This is a genomic window from Brucella grignonensis (genome assembly GCF_002252505.1).
GTDB classification, from domain to species: domain Bacteria; phylum Pseudomonadota; class Alphaproteobacteria; order Rhizobiales; family Rhizobiaceae; genus Brucella; species Brucella grignonensis.
In genome coordinates this window covers 51,703-67,969 of sequence record NZ_NNRL01000147.1, presented here as the reverse complement: position 1 = coordinate 67,969, position 16,267 = coordinate 51,703, and the positions used below count along the sequence as shown (strand labels likewise).

Sequence of the window (16,267 nt, the reverse complement as noted above, 5' to 3'; positions counted from 1 at the left end):
GCATGGTTCTTGCTTATTGCAGGCGGGAGGCGCTTTACGGGATTATGATAATGTCCAACACCACCATCACTCATAACGATGGAAACACTCTGTTTCCGATCGTTCTTTCAATCGTTGCGGCAGCTGCAACAGGCGTTCTCTGGGCCTATGCGAACCCGATCCAGCTCGTGCCGGGCGTTATCCAGTGGCGTATCTTCGCTTTCCTGCCACCGCTTGTTGGTATCCTTCTTGGCCGCAAAAGTGGCTTCATCTGCGGTTATCTCGGCACCGTCATCTGGTCGTTGCTTGCTGGAACATTCATTCCTGCGCATTCGCTTATCATCGATGGCATCATGGTTGGCCTGACTGGCTTGATCCCGGGCATGTTGTTTGATCCGAAGACCACCACATTTAATCGCGCCACGCTGATTAAAATTGCGGCAACCTGCCTTGTTGTTGGTCTTTTGATGGTGGTCGCTGTTTCTGCCAGCCTTGCCTATCTCGGCATTTTCCCATTCTGGTGGGCAGTTATGTATCTCGGCCTCTCGGATATCGTTCCGATGCTGATTGGTACGCCACTGCTGGTTGTTCCAGCCTTAAAAATTCTCAAGGGCGCTCATCCGTCCGGCTTCACCCGTTTCTGATTGCGAGCCTAAAAAGTGCTCCAACTACAGAATGTAAAAGTAGGCTTTGGCGATTCCGTTTTAGGCATCGCCGAAGCCAGCCTGGATATCCGTGATGGCGAACGTCTTCTCATTTGCGGAGCGGGCGGAAGTGGTAAAACGACGCTGCTCAATGCGGCGTCCGGTATTGTGCCGCGGCTGATCACACCTCAGGTTTTTGCTGGCGAAATATCGCTTAATGACAAACCAATTTCTGCCATGCCGAAGGACGAACTCTTCAGTATGGTCGGGGTGGTATCGCAGAACGTCGAAGACCAGCTATGGGATTTGGGCGTTGAAGACCTCGTTGCATTTCCGTTGGAAAATCGTGGTCTTGCCAGAGATGTCATCCGTGCACGTATTGATGATCTTCTGAATGAGCTGGAACTCAACGCTTTGCGTGGCCGTCGTGTGCTGACGCTGTCCGGCGGTGAGCGCCGGATGGTCGCGATGGCTGCGGCACTGGCAGCCGAGCCGAAGCTGCTTATTCTCGATGAGCCGACCACAGGTCTCGATCCAGCTGCACGGCAGCGACTTGTGCGCGTTTTAAAGAAATTGGGTGCGGAAATTCCGGCTCTGCTGATTGCAGAACAGGATCCTGCGTCTTTGCAAGCTGTTGTAACAAATGTCGGTTTGTTGAAAGAAGGGAAACTCTCGCCTCTGGTGCCGCTTTCCGAAATCATCAATGATGCTGCGGTATGGGAAGATGCAGGCGTTCTTCCGCCCATTGGCATTCGCAAGCGTCTTGCAGGCGCCAAAGAGAATGGCAAAGTGCTTGTTTCTGTTTCCGGGATCAAGACCCAGCTTCAGCGCCGTGATGGTCAACCGGTTCTGGAAAACGTGAATTTTGAAATTCGCGCTGGTGAAGTTGTTGCACTGATCGGCAAAAACGGTGCGGGCAAAACCACGCTTTTTCAGTCCATTCTGGGGCTTCAGAAAATTGCGGCTGGCACCATTACCATTGGCGGCGAGAATGCCGACAAATGGACGGCTGCAAAGCGCGCACGTTCCATCGCCTATCTGCCACAGAATATGCGCCGTATTCTGTTCAATATGACAGGGCTGGAAGAAGTGGTCTTTGCGATTACTGCTGCCACGCGCGCACCAAAAGACGATGTGGTTACCGCCCGTGCGACCGCTTGTTTGCAAAAATATGGCCTTGGTGGGCATGAGGAAACCAACCCGTTTGCTCTCTCGTCGCGTCAGCAGGCTTTGCTTGGACTTGCTTGTGCAGAGGCAGCCGGTGCTTCGGTTGCAATTCTCGATGAGCCGCTTCTAGCGCGCGATTTACACGGCCGTCGTATGCTGGAGCTGTTCCTTGAAACAGCGCTTGCCGAAAATCGTGCTGTGATGTTGATCTCTCATGACCTTGAACTGGTGGACGATGTTTCGTCTCGCGTCATGATCCTGGATCGTGGCCATCTCACCTTTGACGGTGATGTGGATGCATCATGGGGCTCAGAAGCTTATCGCGCACTTGGCTGGCCAAAGCCCCGTGTTGTCGAGACCGGAGAAGCAGCATGAAAATCTTCTATGATCTGAACTTCTTCGTAAAACTCGCAGCAGCATTTCTGGTCATGCTTGCAGCCTGGTTGGTGCCGGGCTGGAAATATGGATTGCCGTTGGCGCTGGTCACGGTCGGCTTTCTGGTGTTGGTCAAGGTGCCGGGCCTGCGTGGGTATCTCAAGGGGGCTGTGCTTCTGACACTGCTCGTCATGGCAAGCTGGATTCTTAACCTCGTGCTGCAAGGTATGGCATTCGTTGATACTTTGCCTATTGCAGGAGGCATGGCGGCGCGTCTGGTCACGACTACCGCAGCCTTCTATTTCGTTATGGAAACCAGCACGCCCGGCTCCATTCTGGCTGCGGCCAGTGCTGCCCGTCTGCCGCCGATGGTGACGCTGGTGCTGTCGCTGACCTTCGGTATTATCCCGATGTTGCGTGAAGATTTTGAGCGCATCGCGGATGCTCAGCGCGCCCGCGGCATGGAAATCGATGACGTATCCTTCCCCATGCGCCTGCGTTTTGCGCTGGCGCGCGGAGTGCCACTTTTGGTGCAGGCGATCCGTATGGCGCATGCCATTTCGCTGTCTCTTGCTATTTATGGCTTTGATACCAGGCGCAAGCGCACCACATGGCGTAACGTCGGCCTGCTGGTCGAATCGAAACTCAGAGCGGCACCCACAAAAGATGAATAGTTGAAACCGCTCTGACTGTTTGTTTTCACGCATTTCCGGGCGCAAAACCGTTTCACACTTTTGCTGGAAATGCTTCAATCCCAAGGATGCAAAACGATGACTGAAGACAGTGCGAAACTCTCCGGAAACGGTCAGGTCTGGACCGTCGATGTGGCGGGCAGCAAGGTCGATCTGCCGATTGTGCCGATTAATCCAAATTTCGCCATTTCGTTGATGATGGTCATCGATCTCGGTGTTCGTTTTGGCGAGCACGTAGGCAAAGCACTGGCTGAAAAGCTTGCGCCGCTGAAACCAGATGTAATCGTCGGCGCTGCAACACTTGGTATTCCGGTAGCGATTGAAGTGTCACGTGCTCTTGGTCTTGATGATTATGTGATTTTGCAAAAGTCACCAAAGATTCATCTTGGCGATGCGTTGGTACAGACAATCTCGTCCATCACGTCGAAGGGCGAGCAGCGTCTGCTTCTCGACCGTCAGGCAATTCCACTGCTTGAAGGCAAGCGCGTAGTTGTGGTGGATGATGTGGTTGCGTCCGGTTCGAGCCTCAAGGGTTCAATCGAACTGGTGCGTAAGGCAGGCGGCGAAGTTGTCGGTGTTGGCGTCATCCTCACTGAAGCCAAGAATTGGCAGGAAGCGCTTGGCGATGATGTGAAGCTGCTTCACAGTCTCGCGCATATTCCGCAGTTCGATAATCAGGATGGTGAATGGAAGCCAATTCCAGAGAGCTTCCTGTAAAATTGCACTTTGCAGCAACAATTAGAGCGCCGATTTGATTGGATCAGATTGGCACTCTATTCATTTTCTCGCATATCTTTTCCGAAAACCGTTTCACTCTTACGGGATACGCTCTAGATGCCGCGTTTTTTATGCGGTTTGTACCTTGTTTCGCGCATGGGTTGCTTTTCAGAATTATCGTTCGTCAACAGGCTTCAATCTTTTCATAAAGGCTATCGAATTTCAGATTGACTGATTTTGTATCCAGGATATTGTGCTCAGAAAAGTTGGGAGGCTTTTCTATTGGCGGCTTTTGAATGGCGCAGTCAGACCCGTTTGCTGGACGAAGTGGCAGAGGCACTTCGTGAGCGAATCTATGCTGGTGATTATGCGCCGGGCGCGATACTCAGGCAGGAACATATAGCGGCTGAGTTCGGCATCAGCCGGACGCCCTTGCGTGAAGCCTTGCGCGTTCTGGAGCGTGACGGGCTCGTCATTCACCTGCCAGGTCGGGGGGTGCGTGTCGCTTCCGCCGATCTCACCCGTCTGATCGATGCTTATGCCGTGCGCGAAGTGCTGGACGGTGTGGCCGCGCGCTTTGCCGCCGAACGGGCGAGCGATGCGGATATTGCAAAACTGCGTGCGCATGTTGCTGGACAGGGCACGGTCGTCGATCCGTGGGACCCGAAAGCCTATACCCAGTCCAATGTCGATTTTCATATGGCGGTGATGAATACGGCGGGCAATGCCTCGCTGATCGCCTTCGTGCCGCTTCTGCGGATGACATCGCAGGTCTTTGCGCCTTCGTTTTCACTGTCTGTGGACAGGGCGCGCGATGCGATCCGCGAACATGGAGCCATTGTCGAAGCCATCGCTTCGCGCGACGGTGAAGAAGCCGAGCGGTTGGCGCGGGCGCATATTCGCGCCACAACCGCGAGACTGGAGGCGGAAATGCCTCTTCGGGAGAACGAAAATGAAGCATGAGAACAAGACGGGAGGAGCCGGCTTGCTCCGTTATGGCAATTTCATCGCAGGCGAATGGCAGGATGCAGTTGGCGGCGAGCATATCACGCTCCGAAATCCTTCCGACGGCAGCGATCTTGCGCTGATTGCGCGCGGCACCAAGGCTGATATCGATCTGGCAGTGGCTGCGGCCCGTAGCGCGCTTTCCGGCGATTGGGGGAAGCTGACGGCGACCGAGCGTGGTCGTGTGCTGCACCGCATTTCGGAAGAAGTGCTGAAGAATATCGATCTCCTGACCGATTTGGAATCGAAAGATGTCGGCAAGCCGGTCACACAGGCCCGCGCCGATGTGGTGGCACTGGCGCGTTATCTCGAGTTTTATGGTGCTTCCGCAGACAAGGTGCATGGCGACACGCTGCCCTATCAGAACGGCTTTACGGCTCTGTCGATCTATGAGCCGCATGGCGTCACGGGGCATATCATTCCGTGGAACTATCCGATGCAGATTTTGGGCCGAAGCCTTGGCGCAGCGCTGGCCATGGGCAATGCAGCCGTGGTCAAGCCTGCCGAAGAAGCCTGCCTGACGATTCTGGAATTCGCGAAGATTGCTCAGAAGGCGGGCCTTCCGAAAGGCGCATTGAATGTGGTGACCGGACTCGGCGCGGAGGCCGGTGCGGCGCTCTCCGAACATCCTGACGTCAATCACATCTCATTCACCGGATCGGTGCGCACTGGTGAACTCGTTCAGGCCGCAGCTGCGAAAAACACCGTGCCAGTGACGCTGGAACTCGGCGGAAAATCGCCGCAGATCGTTTTCGCCGATGCCGATCTCGATCGCGCTTTGCCGTTTCTGGTCAATGCCGGTATCCAGAATGCCGGTCAGACCTGCTCGGCTGCGTCGCGCATTCTGGTTGAGCGCAGCATTTATGAAGAAGTTGTCGCCCGTATGAGCGAGCGTTATCGCGCATTGAAGGTAGGGCCAGCAAGTGCCGATCCGTCCGTTGGGCCGGTCGTGTCGCAGCGCCAGAAGGCGATTGTCGAAAGCTATCTCGATCTGGCGAAGGAAGGCGGATTGTCCATTGCCGCGCAAGGTGTGTTGACCGAAGACGCGCCGGAAGGCGGGGCTTATGTTCTACCGACCTTGATCCGCGATGTTCCTGCCGATCATCGTCTGGCGCAGGAGGAAATCTTCGGTCCGGTGCAGGTCATCCTGCCGTTCGATACCGAAGAAGAAGCCATCGCGATTGCCAATGGCACATCCTATGGCCTCGTCTGCGGCATCTGGACCAATGACGGCGGACGTCAGTTTCGCCTCGCGCATGCCATCCATGCCGGTCAGGTGTTCATCAATAATTATGGCGCTGGCGGCGGCATCGAACTGCCCTTCGGCGGCGTGAAGAAATCAGGCCACGGCCGCGAGAAGGGTTTTGAGGCGCTCTACGGGTTTGCCTCGCTGAAAACGATTTCCGTGTATCACGGCTGGAAATAGCATTCGGGAGAATTACAGTGTCGCTTGAAGGTAAGGTCGCGCTCATCACGGGAGCAGGTTCGGGGTTTGGCGAAGGCATGGCAAAGCGCTTCGCTGATGGTGGCGCGAAAGTCGTCATCGTTGACCGCGACAAGGCGGGAGCCGAGCGCGTCGCAGGCGAAATCGGCGATGCGGCACTCGCCGTTGCTGCTGATATTTCCAGGGAAGCCGATGTCGATGCAGCAGTGGAAGCTGCTCTGTCAAAATTCGGCAAGGTCGATATCCTCATCAACAATGCCGGTATCGGTCACAAGCCGCAAAATGCCGAACTGGTGGAGCCGGAAGAATTCGACCGCATTCTCGGCGTCAATGTGCGCGGCGTCTATCTGATGACGCGCAAGCTCATCCCGCATATGAAAAAGAACGGTGAAGGCGTCATTCTGAACGTCGCTTCGACTGGTGCCGGTCGCCCGCGTCCGAACCTCGCCTGGTACAATGCCACCAAGGGCTGGGTCGTTTCCGTGACCAAGGCGCTGGCTATCGAGCTTGCTCCAGCGAAGATTCGCGTGGTTGCATTGAACCCGGTTGCCGGTGAGACGCCGCTTCTCACCACCTTCATGGGCGAAGACACCGAGGAAATCCGCAAGAAGTTCCGCGATTCCATCCCGATGGGCCGTCTGTTGAAACCCGACGATCTGGCTGAAGCTGCGGCTTTCCTTTGCTCGCCCGCTGCCTCTATGATTACCGGGGTTGCGCTCGACGTGGATGGCGGGCGTTCGATTTAAAAAGTTGGAGGGATAGGGGAACCCATGGGTAACTTACTGAAAGCCGGGCTTATAACGGCTACGATGCTGGCATCAATCAACGGTGCCTTCGCGAAAGACACGCTGGTGGTCGGCGAAGTGCTGGAGCCGCCGGGTCTGGACCCGACCGCCGCCGCCGCCGCCGGTATCCGGCAGGTTACCTATGCCAACCTTTATGAAGGTCTGGTGCGCATTGTCGAAGACGGCACGGTGAAGCCGCTTCTGGCCGAAAGCTGGACTGTCTCCGACGACAAGAAAACCTATACGTTCAAGCTGCGTCAGGGCGTGAAGTTTCACGACGGCACACCGTTCGACTGCTCGGTGGTGAAATTCTCCTATGAGCGCGCTGTCGCGCCGGATTCCACCAATGCGCAGAAGGGCCTGTTCGCGCCGATTGAAAGCACGCAATGCCCTGATCCAGCGACCGCCGTTGTCACGCTGAAGCGCCCGACCTCGAATTTCCTGTTCAATATGGGCTGGGGTGACGCGGTCATGGTCGCGCCGAATTCGGCTGCCGACAACAAGACCAAGCCGGTTGGCACGGGTCCGTTCAAGTTCAAGCGCTGGGTGCAGGGCGACCGCGTTGAGCTGGAACGCAATCCGGATTATTGGGGCGAACCGGCAAAGCTCTCCGCCGTCACGTTCCGCTTCGTGAGCGATCCGTCGGCTGCTGCCGCTGCCATCCTTGCCGGTGACATCGACGTGTTCCCGATGTTTCAGGCGCCGGAGCTTATCAGCCGCTTCAAGAGCGACGACAAGCTGCAGGTCGAAGTGGGCGATACGGCAGGCAAGGTGCTGCTGTCGCTCAACAATGCCAAGGCGCCTTTCGATAATGTGAAGGTGCGTCAGGCGCTGGCTCATGCCATCGACAGCAAGGCGCTGATCGAAGGTGTTTATTCAGGTTTCGGCACGCCCATTGGCTCGCATTATGCGCCGGTCGATCCGGGCTATGTCGATCTGTCGGAAACCTATCCATATGATCCGGCCAAGGCGAAGCAGTTGCTGGAAGAGGCTGGCGTGCCGGCTGGCACATCGATCACCATCACGCTTCCACCTCCGGCTTATGCGCGCCGCGGCGGCGAGATCATTGCGGCCATGCTGGCGGAAGTCGGCATTCAGGCCAATCTCGTGCCGATCGAATTTGCGCAATGGCTGGATCAGGTGTTCAAGCGGTCGGATTTCGATGCGACGATCATCGCGCACACCGAAGCGCGCGATCTCGATATCTATGCCCGCGACAAGTACTACTTCAACTATAACAACCCGGATTATAAGGCGCTCTACAAGGCCTATGCCGAGGCCGGTAGCGATGAGGAACAGCTTGAACTCGTGAAGAAGCTGCAGGAAAAACTTGCTGCCGACGAGCCGAATATCTTCCTCTATGCACTGCCGAAAATCGGTGTGTGGAACAAGAATGTGAAGGGTCTGTGGAAGAACATGCCGATTCCGGCTGACGACCTGACGCAAGCCTATTGGGCTGAATAACAAGGTTCGCCCCGTCGTTTGCTCGGCGGGGCGGTTTTACGCGAATAGCCGCGCACCCCATAAATATAAGGGGAGGGCGTGCGGCGAGTTGGAATGTGGAAAGCGGATATCCGTCTTTTCAAGGAGGTCGCTTTGCTGGCTTATATATCCGGGCGGTTGGTCTCGCTCTTGCTGACGACGCTTGCGGCTTCCGTCATCGTCTTTCTGCTGATGCAGGTGCTGCCGGGGGATCCGGCAGCCGTGATCCTTGGCATCAATGCGCAGCCTGAAACGCTGGCAGCCCTTCACAAGCAGCTCGGCTTCGATCAGCCGCTCTGGTGGCGCTATCTTTCGTGGATTGGCGGTTTTCTGAAAGGTGATTTCGGCACGAGCTACACATACTCCGTGCCGATCAGCGAATTGCTCGGACCTCGCGTCATGGTCACGCTGCCGCTGGCTTTGCTTTCCATGATCCTGTCCGTTGCTGTTGCTATTCCGGTTGGCGTCTATGCGGCGTCCAAGCGTGGCAAGACCGGCGATGTGCTTTCCATGGGCGTGGCGCAGGTCGGCGTTGCAATCCCGAATTTTTGGCTTGGCCTGCTTTTGATCCTTCTGTTTGCGCTACAGCTCGGCTGGTTTCCGGCTTCGGGTTTCGCCGGATGGGAGAATGGTTTCTGGATAGGGATACGCTCACTTTTTCTGCCTGCGCTGGCCCTTGCCTTGCCGCTTGCTGCAATTCTCGCTCGCGTAACCCGATCTGCCGTCATTGAAACGCTGGGTGAGGATTTCGTGCGGACTGCGCGTGCCAAGGGCCTGACACGCAAGGCCGCACTCTGGCGCCATGCGGTGCCAAATGCACTGATCCCGGTTGTCACCATCATCGGCCTGCAATTCTCCTTTCTGCTGGCAGGAACCATCATCATCGAAAACGTCTTCAATCTGCCCGGCCTTGGAAGGCTGGTATTTCAGGCCATCGCGCAGCGCGATCTCGTCACCGTGCAGTCGCTGGTGACGCTGCTTGCCGCTTCCGTGATCGCGGTCAATTTCATTGTCGATCTCGTCTATGGCTTTATCGACCCGCGCCTTTCGACGGGAGGCAGCCGATGAGTGAAACGCAAGCTCTTCTGAAACCGGGTGTGTTCAAAACAGTGCTGCTGAGCCGCAGCCTGGCTGTCGGTACACTGATCACGGTTATCCTCGTCGCTATGGCTGTCATCTCATATGTCTGGACGCCCTATTCGCCGACCGCCATGAACTTCCGGGACAAGTTGCAAGGTCCGAGTTTCAGCCATCTGTTCGGCACGGATAATTTCGGGCGCGACGTGTTTTCCATGATTATGGTCGGCGCGCGCAATTCCATCGCCGTTTCCATCATTGCCGTGCTGGTTGGTGCCGGTATCGGGATTCCGCTTGGTGCCTTCGCGGCTGCACGCGGCGGCATGGTGGACGGCTTCGTCATGCGCATGACCGATCTGGCCTTTGCGTTTCCGGCGCTTCTTACCGCCGTCATCATCACCGCTATTTTCGGGCCCGGCGCCGTCAATGCGATGATCGCCATCGGCATTTTCAATATCCCGGTGTTTGCGCGTGTCACGCGTGGCGCATCACTGGGCCTGTGGAAGCGCGAATATGTGCAGGCAGCACGTTGCGCCGGGCGTGGCGATGTGTCGATCACGCTTTTGCATGTGCTGCCCAATATCAACCATGTGCTGATCGTGCAGGCGACGATCCAGTTCGCACTCGCCATCGTTGCCGAGGCGGGCCTTTCCTATGTCGGGCTTGGCACCCAACCGCCGATGCCGAGCTGGGGCAAGATGCTCAACGATGCACAGACCTTTATCTACGACGCGCCATGGCTCGCCATTTTCCCCGGCCTTGCCATCACGCTCGCCGTGCTCGGTCTCAATATGCTGGGCGACGGATTGCGCGATGTGCTTGATCCGCGCGTCAGGAGGCAGAGATGACGGCCCCCCTTCTTGAAATGAACAATATGTCCGTTGAATTGCCTATTGGCCTCAAGGTCGCGGATATCGTGTCCGATATTACGCTGACGCTCAATCGCGGTGAACGCCTTGGCGTGGTGGGTGAGTCCGGCAGCGGCAAATCGATTACCGCCCTTGCCGCCATGGGGCTGCTGCCCGACCGGATGCGCGTGCGCGGTACGTTGCGTTTCGACGGACAGGATCTTGCCGCCACGCCAGAAGCCGAACTGTGCAGGATGCGTGGGCGGCGAATGGCGATGATCTTTCAGGAGCCCATGACAGCGCTCAACCCGGTAAAAACTATCGGTGCACAGATTGCCGAAGGCCGCCGTCTGCATTTGGGCGAAAGCCGCGCCGATGCCGAACGCAAGGCGCGAGAGCTGCTTGATCGTGTGGGGTTGCCAGCGCCGCGCTTCAATCTCGATCTTTACCCGCACCAGCTTTCCGGCGGGCAACGCCAGCGCGTGATGATCGCCATGGCGATTGCCTGCGAGCCTGATTTGCTGATCGCCGATGAGCCGACAACTGCGCTCGACGTGACTGTGCAGGCGCAGATTCTCGATCTCATGGACGAGCTGATCGACGAAACCGGCACGGCCCTGATGCTCATTACCCATGATCTTGGCGTAGTGTCAGAAATGACCGACCGTATTGCGGTCATGTATGCGGGCCGCATTGTCGAAACCGGGCGCACGGAAGCGGTGTTCCATCGCATGGCGCATCCTTATGCAAGGGGGCTGTTCCAGGCTTCTCCACATGGGGCGGCACTTGTGCGCAACCATGGCACAGGACGCCAGCGCCTTGCCGCCATTCCCGGCGTGGTGCCGGACCCGCTGGCGCGTCCGTCCTATTGCACCTTCGCCGATCGCTGTGCCTTCGTGCAGGACGATTGCCGAAAGGCGATACCTGGGCTGGATTTCATCGCCGAGAATGACGGCATCGCGCACCGTGCCGCCTGTATTCACCCGCGAGATGGCGAGGTGGTGTTATGAGCAACATGATTTTGCAGGTGCGCGATGTGGTGCGCGAATATCAATTGCCGCGCGCATCATTCTTTTCACGAACGAGCGCGTTGCGCGTTCTGCACGGTGTGAATGTCGAGATTGAAGCAGGTCAAAGTCTTGGCATTGTTGGCGAAAGCGGTTCCGGGAAGTCCACGCTGGCCCGCGCCGTGATGGGGCTGGAACGCCCGCAATCGGGGCAGATTCTCATCAACGGTCAGGATATTTATGCGCTGGATCGCTCGGGCTTGCGTGAAGCGCGCAAAGGCTTTCAGGCGATCTTTCAGGACCCTTACGGTTCGCTCGATCCGCGCCATACGGTCAAGCGCATCATTTCCGAACCGATCGTGTCGCTGGAAAGCGGCACCAGTTCCAAAGACCGCGACGACCGCGTTGCGGAAGTGCTGGAAGCGGTTGGGCTGCCCAAGGCTTCGGCGGAAAAATATCCGCATGAGTTTTCCGGTGGGCAGCGCCAGCGCATTGCCATTGCGCGCGCCCTGATCACCAAACCGGCGCTGATTGTCGCCGACGAGCCGGTCTCCGCGCTCGACGTTTCCATTCAGGCGCAGGTGTTGAACTTGATGATGGATTTGCAGGAAAAGTTTGGCCTGTCTTATCTTTTCATCAGCCACGATTTAGGCGTCGTGCGCGCCATCACCGACCGCGTGGCTGTCATCTATCGCGGGAATATCGTTGAGCAGGGGCCAACGAATGAGGTCTTCGACAATCCGCGGCATGATTATACGCGCGCGCTGGTTGATGCCGTGCCAAAGCCTTTCTCCGGTCGCCGCAAGCGCGTGCGACGCCCAAGCTCCACACTGAAATTGCCTGAGTGATTTGAGGAAATATCCAATGTCGAATCTAGCCGATTTGTCAGCTGTTGAACTCGTGTCTGCCTATAAGGCGAAGTCGCTTTCGCCGGTCGAGGTCACGGAAGCCGTCATCACCCGTATCGAAGCCTATGAGCCGAAGCTCAATGCACTCTGGGCTTACGATCCGGATGCGGCGCGGGTTTCGGCAAAGGCTTCCGAAGCACGCTGGGGGAAGGGTGAACCTGCCGGTCCCATCGATGGTGTGCCGCTGACGATCAAGGAAAATATCGCGACTGAAGGCACAGCTGTTCCGCTTGGTTGCGCGGCGCTGCCGCTGAAGCCTGCCGTCGCTGACGCACCGCCAGCGGCGCGCACCCGCGAGGCTGGCGGCGTGCTGCTCGCCAAGACGACCATGCCCGATCTCGGCATGTTGTCTTCAGGCCTGTCGAGCTTCCACAAGCTCGCGCGCAATCCGTGGGATTTGAACACCAATCCGGGTGGATCGAGCGCCGGTGCGGGCAGCGCCGGTGCGGCCGGTTACGGGCCGTTGCATATCGGTACGGATATTGGTGGCTCCATTCGCCTGCCTGCGGGCTGGTGCGGTCTCGTCGGTCTGAAGCCGTCCTTCGGGCGTATCCCGATCGATCCGGCGTTTCTCGGTCGCGTTGCCGGGCCGATGACCCGCACAGTTGCCGATAGCGCGCTTTATATGTCGGTTCTGTCGAGACCGGATCGCCGCGACGGCATGAGCCTGCCCCCGCAGGATATCGACTGGATGAACCTCGATATCGACGTCAAGAGTTTGAAGATCGGCCTTTGGTTGGACGCCGGTTTTGGCGAAGAAGTTGGCGAAGAAACGAAAGCTGCCGTGGAAGCCGCTGCGAAACTTTTCGCCGATGCTGGTGCGATCATCGAGCCGGTTGCACCGTTCCTCAATCGCACCATGATCGACGGTCTGGATCGTTTCTGGCGTGCACGGTCATGGTCGGACATCAAAAAGATGACGCCGGAAAACCGTGCGAAAATCCTGCCTTATATCTATCAGTGGACCGAAACCGCCGAAGGCCTGTCAGGCGAAGAAGTTTATATGGGTTTCGCCCAGATTGATGCCATGCGCAATGCAGCACTTGCAGCTTCCAAGGGCTTCGACTTCATCATTTCGCCTACCTCGCCAATGGCGACCTATCCGGCGGAATGGGCATCGCCGGTCAACGATCCCCAGCGTCCGTTCGAGCATATCGCTTTCACCGTGGCAATGAATATGTCCGAGCAACCTGCGATTTCAATCAATTGCGGTTATACGTCGACAGGACTGCCCATCGGCCTGCAGATTTTCGGCCAGCGTTTTGATGATCTGGGTGTGTTGCGCCTCGCCAAGGCATATGAAGAGATGCGGCCAGCGCAGCGCTCCTGGCCAGTTCTCTAGATTCCGCCTCTGGCTACCTGCAAATGGCCTCGCTCTACGCTTCCGGTGCTCATGTACGTTAAGTACACTCCGCTCCAGTTCTCGAGTGCCACCATTTTCGGCTACCCATAGACGGAATCACTCGCGTTGCGAGAAAAAGGCGATTTCAAACCGCCTTTTTATTTCTTCGGGCGAAGCGGCGCACGTTCCTTGTAACGGTCCATGGCGGTGAGCTTCTGGATCAGCGGATCGGCGTCGCGCCATCCATAAATCTCGGTGCGCAGATATTCGAGCTCGGCTTCGAGTTCCTCTTCGCCGATTTCCGTCCACCATGATTTCGGACGTCCATCCGTGCCATCCGACCAGCGATAGCCGCGCGCCTTCAGGTGGTCTTTCATTTCGAACGGGCTGTTCTCTGCATAGATGCGCATACGCGCGCGCTGACTTGCTTTCAGCAATTCGGCAAAGGGCGTGGTGTCGCCAGACTGTTCTTTCAGTACCGCGAGCAGGGCCTGACAGTCATCTTCGGCCCGGTGGCCATTATGGAAATAGCCGCTTTGGCCGATCAGGTAGCCAAGCTTGGTGCCTTCAAAACCGCGTGCGGTCCAGTCGATCTCCTTGACCGAACAGGCCCAAGGCTTGTTGGCGAAAGCGATTGAGAAACGCTCGAGAAATGGGCGGTCAAAACCGGCATTATGCGCGATAATGATGTCGGCTTCGGCGATGAGCGCATCCAGCTTCTCGCGCGGGATCGTCTGGCCCTTCACCATGTCGTCGGTAATGCCGGTGATGCGGGTAATGTCAGCGGGTATTGGCTTGGATGGCTGCTGCAGCGCACCGAACGTGGCGCAGACATCACCAATGGAGCCGTCATCCGCATAGCGGAAAGCAACCGCACCGATCTCGATGATTTCTTCCTGCGCGGGATTGAGGCCGGTCGTTTCCGTGTCGACGACGACACCCAGTCGCGGAAAGGCGATCCGGTCGGCATCCGGTACTGTCGGTGGTGGATCAAGCCGCTGCAGGATGCGGTAACGTCCGCTGTCTTTTAGGCGCTGCACCATTTCCGCTTCATCGATGCCGGTCGTCTTGCCGGGCTTGGCGCGGGCAGGGCGCAGTTCTGCCCGTTTATCTCCGTCCACTGCTGGAGGAGCAAAAAGGTCGAACTGATGGCGCATATGTCTTCTCCGCTGGGGCTGTGCGTAGTGATAAAATGGCACTTCAGAACCTCGCCACCAAGCCCTCAATAAATTTAGTAACAGGTAATGTAGGCATTTTTGGCTTTCATCACCTTGTACTGGTGATTTTGTGAAATCAGTATCTGGGGATAAATATCGGTCTTTAAAATTCAAACGGTTCTATCGCCGCTGCGATCTTGTTGATTGTAGAGAATTATTAGTAAATCATTATTTTATAATAATGTAATTATATAAAAATCCCAGCTATTAATACTGTAAGTCCACTTGATTTAAATTATTTATTGTCGTTTTAAGGGTGCTCAATTTCGATTTTGATGAATTTTTAATTTAACGGTATCATCTGTTGTGAAATTTGTTCCGCCTCTCTTGATTATGTTGTTTGCGACGACGATGACGGGCGTATGGGTGCTCGACACAAAACGCAGACATATACTGTTATTCGGACTGGGTTTCGCAACCTTTGCGGCTGGTTTGTTGATTCAGGTTTTGCACCCTTTTCCGAGCCTGAACGGGGCGGTATTTGCTGCAACTGCCCTCTATCTTCTGGCCGGACTTTTTTTCTGTGAAGCTGTCATGACTCGTCTTGGCCAGCCGTTTTTCCCGTTTGCCGGGGCGTCGATCAGCGTGCTGACATTGGCGATAATTGCTTATCTCGCGCAAGCTGGCATTGCTTACAAATATATGGCGATTGCTTCAAACTTCGGGCTTGGAACAATGATTGCTGTTCTCTGTATAAAGTCCGGGAAACTAGCTGACGGCAATTGGATCGAACGGACATTGCACAGTGTTCTTGTGATATTTGCGATGCATTTTTATCTCCGAAGCGTACTGACCTTCAATATGCTTGACGGTGTCAAAAGCAGCGAACAACTGATCAATTCCCAATATTGGGTCCTTGTTACGATTTCTGTCTCTTTTATCGGGGTCTTGCTCGGTCTCATGATCCTGGTCGTTGCGACTGCTGACGTGATCAACGAATTGCAGGGGGAACGGGACTCAGATCCACTGACAGGTGTCCTTAATCGCCGTGGATTGGAACGGACAGCTAGACGGAAATTCACTGCCTCGGATACGAGCAGACGCGCTGTCATCATCGCAGATATCGATCATTTCAAAGCGATCAACGACGAATTTGGACACTCTATCGGTGATCAGGTGTTGGTAGAGTTCTCGTCTATCCTTCGTTCAATGGCCGAAGATGGCGCAATTGTTGGCCGCGTTGGCGGAGAGGAGTTCATCCTGATTGTGGAAGGCAGCGCGCAACAATGTGAAGTCTTTGCCAACCGTCTATGCAATCATGTGGCACGCTATAGTTTCTCAATGCTGCCGAATGGGCGCAAACTTACCAGTAGTTTTGGCGTGGCGCTCATGCGCGAGCATGAGAGCATTTGGGATGCTGCAGAACGCGCAGATATTGCCCTTCTCGGAGTGAAACGTCGCGGACGTAACCGCGTGGCGGTCGAGGGTTTCGAGTTTCAAAACACCACCCATGTCGATTATTTGCTCACGGCATAGAGAGCCGGTCTGAGAGTGGCAGCCATACTTTCTTTGCTACCGCCGAGCGATTGTAAAGAATTTAGTTACCATAATTCTCCATGCTTGGTGTGACTTTCAAGT

Annotated in this window: 15 protein-coding genes; 14 read left to right on the top strand and 1 reads right to left on the bottom strand. The window is 56.2% G+C overall.

Going from position 1 to position 16,267, the window contains the following annotated elements; all coding sequences use genetic code 11:
- The first annotated feature begins 50 nt into the window (after positions 1-50).
- The 13 genes from CEV33_RS02620 (at position 51) to CEV33_RS02560 (ending at position 13,472) form a co-directional block, all read left to right on the top strand.
- The gene (locus CEV33_RS02620; protein ID WP_094538908.1) at positions 51-623 is read left to right on the top strand and encodes an aminotriazole resistance protein; all 573 of its coding nucleotides are present in this window, start codon (positions 51-53) and stop codon (positions 621-623) included.
- A 15-nt stretch (positions 624-638) separates the two neighbouring features.
- Positions 639-2,165, top strand: a complete 1,527-nt coding sequence (locus CEV33_RS02615) for an ABC transporter ATP-binding protein (RefSeq protein WP_094538907.1) — start codon at positions 639-641, stop codon at positions 2,163-2,165.
- Positions 2,162-2,839, top strand: coding sequence for an energy-coupling factor transporter transmembrane component T family protein (locus CEV33_RS02610; RefSeq protein WP_094538906.1), 678 nt, complete (start codon positions 2,162-2,164; stop codon positions 2,837-2,839). The genes CEV33_RS02615 and CEV33_RS02610 overlap by 4 nt, the downstream gene beginning before the upstream one ends.
- A 96-nt stretch (positions 2,840-2,935) precedes the next feature.
- Complete coding sequence (locus tag CEV33_RS02605; protein ID WP_094538905.1) at positions 2,936-3,574, top strand: phosphoribosyltransferase family protein; 639 nt, start codon at positions 2,936-2,938, stop codon at positions 3,572-3,574.
- A gap of 282 nt (positions 3,575-3,856) precedes the next feature.
- Positions 3,857-4,537, top strand: a complete 681-nt coding sequence (locus CEV33_RS02600; protein ID WP_036585627.1) for a GntR family transcriptional regulator — start codon at positions 3,857-3,859, stop codon at positions 4,535-4,537.
- Complete coding sequence (locus CEV33_RS02595) at positions 4,527-6,005, top strand: aldehyde dehydrogenase family protein (RefSeq protein WP_094538904.1); 1,479 nt, start codon at positions 4,527-4,529, stop codon at positions 6,003-6,005. Before CEV33_RS02600 ends, CEV33_RS02595 begins: the two co-directional genes overlap by 11 nt.
- A gap of 17 nt (positions 6,006-6,022) precedes the next feature.
- Positions 6,023-6,769, top strand: coding sequence for an SDR family oxidoreductase (locus CEV33_RS02590; protein ID WP_094538903.1), 747 nt, complete (start codon positions 6,023-6,025; stop codon positions 6,767-6,769).
- A gap of 24 nt (positions 6,770-6,793) precedes the next feature.
- Positions 6,794-8,272, top strand: coding sequence for an ABC transporter substrate-binding protein (locus CEV33_RS02585; protein ID WP_094538902.1), 1,479 nt, complete (start codon positions 6,794-6,796; stop codon positions 8,270-8,272).
- A 132-nt stretch (positions 8,273-8,404) separates the two neighbouring features.
- Complete coding sequence (locus CEV33_RS02580) at positions 8,405-9,358, top strand: ABC transporter permease (protein WP_094538993.1); 954 nt, start codon at positions 8,405-8,407, stop codon at positions 9,356-9,358.
- Entirely contained in the window at positions 9,355-10,215 is an 861-nt protein-coding gene (locus tag CEV33_RS02575; RefSeq protein ID WP_094538901.1) for an ABC transporter permease, read from the top strand. The genes CEV33_RS02580 and CEV33_RS02575 overlap by 4 nt, the downstream gene beginning before the upstream one ends.
- Positions 10,212-11,225: an ABC transporter ATP-binding protein gene (locus CEV33_RS02570; RefSeq protein WP_094538900.1), complete on the top strand. Its 1,014-nt coding sequence runs from the start codon at positions 10,212-10,214 to the stop codon at positions 11,223-11,225. The genes CEV33_RS02575 and CEV33_RS02570 overlap by 4 nt, the downstream gene beginning before the upstream one ends.
- Positions 11,222-12,070: an ATP-binding cassette domain-containing protein gene (locus CEV33_RS02565; RefSeq protein ID WP_094538899.1), complete on the top strand. Its 849-nt coding sequence runs from the start codon at positions 11,222-11,224 to the stop codon at positions 12,068-12,070. The genes CEV33_RS02570 and CEV33_RS02565 overlap by 4 nt, the downstream gene beginning before the upstream one ends.
- 16 nt (positions 12,071-12,086) lie before the next feature.
- Positions 12,087-13,472 carry an amidase gene (locus CEV33_RS02560; protein ID WP_094538898.1) on the top strand — a complete coding sequence of 462 codons (1,386 nt, stop codon included), beginning with the start codon at positions 12,087-12,089 and terminating at the stop codon, positions 13,470-13,472.
- 158 nt (positions 13,473-13,630) lie between these two features.
- Here CEV33_RS02560 and CEV33_RS02555 read toward each other — a convergent pair whose 3' ends face one another.
- Entirely contained in the window at positions 13,631-14,629 is a 999-nt protein-coding gene (locus CEV33_RS02555) for a 3'-5' exonuclease (protein WP_094538897.1), read from the bottom strand.
- Between the two features lie 366 nt (positions 14,630-14,995).
- Here CEV33_RS02555 and CEV33_RS02550 point away from each other — a divergent pair, with 366 nt between their 5' ends.
- Positions 14,996-16,165 carry a GGDEF domain-containing protein gene (locus CEV33_RS02550; protein ID WP_094538896.1) on the top strand — a complete coding sequence of 390 codons (1,170 nt, stop codon included), beginning with the start codon at positions 14,996-14,998 and terminating at the stop codon, positions 16,163-16,165.
- The last annotated feature ends 102 nt before the right edge of the window (positions 16,166-16,267 follow it).

Coding starts and splice junctions, on each gene's coding strand:
- CEV33_RS02595 (WP_094538904.1), top strand. CDS start 4,527: ATGAAGCATGAGAACAAGACGGGAGGAGCCGGCTTGCTCCGTTATGGC.
- CEV33_RS02575 (WP_094538901.1), top strand. CDS start 9,355: ATGAGTGAAACGCAAGCTCTTCTGAAACCGGGTGTGTTCAAAACAGTG.
- CEV33_RS02610 (WP_094538906.1), top strand. CDS start 2,162: ATGAAAATCTTCTATGATCTGAACTTCTTCGTAAAACTCGCAGCAGCA.
- CEV33_RS02555 (WP_094538897.1), bottom strand. CDS start 14,629: ATGCGCCATCAGTTCGACCTTTTTGCTCCTCCAGCAGTGGACGGAGAT.
- CEV33_RS02585 (WP_094538902.1), top strand. CDS start 6,794: ATGGGTAACTTACTGAAAGCCGGGCTTATAACGGCTACGATGCTGGCA.
- CEV33_RS02620 (WP_094538908.1), top strand. CDS start 51: ATGTCCAACACCACCATCACTCATAACGATGGAAACACTCTGTTTCCG.
- CEV33_RS02565 (WP_094538899.1), top strand. CDS start 11,222: ATGAGCAACATGATTTTGCAGGTGCGCGATGTGGTGCGCGAATATCAA.
- CEV33_RS02570 (WP_094538900.1), top strand. CDS start 10,212: ATGACGGCCCCCCTTCTTGAAATGAACAATATGTCCGTTGAATTGCCT.
- CEV33_RS02605 (WP_094538905.1), top strand. CDS start 2,936: ATGACTGAAGACAGTGCGAAACTCTCCGGAAACGGTCAGGTCTGGACC.
- CEV33_RS02560 (WP_094538898.1), top strand. CDS start 12,087: ATGTCGAATCTAGCCGATTTGTCAGCTGTTGAACTCGTGTCTGCCTAT.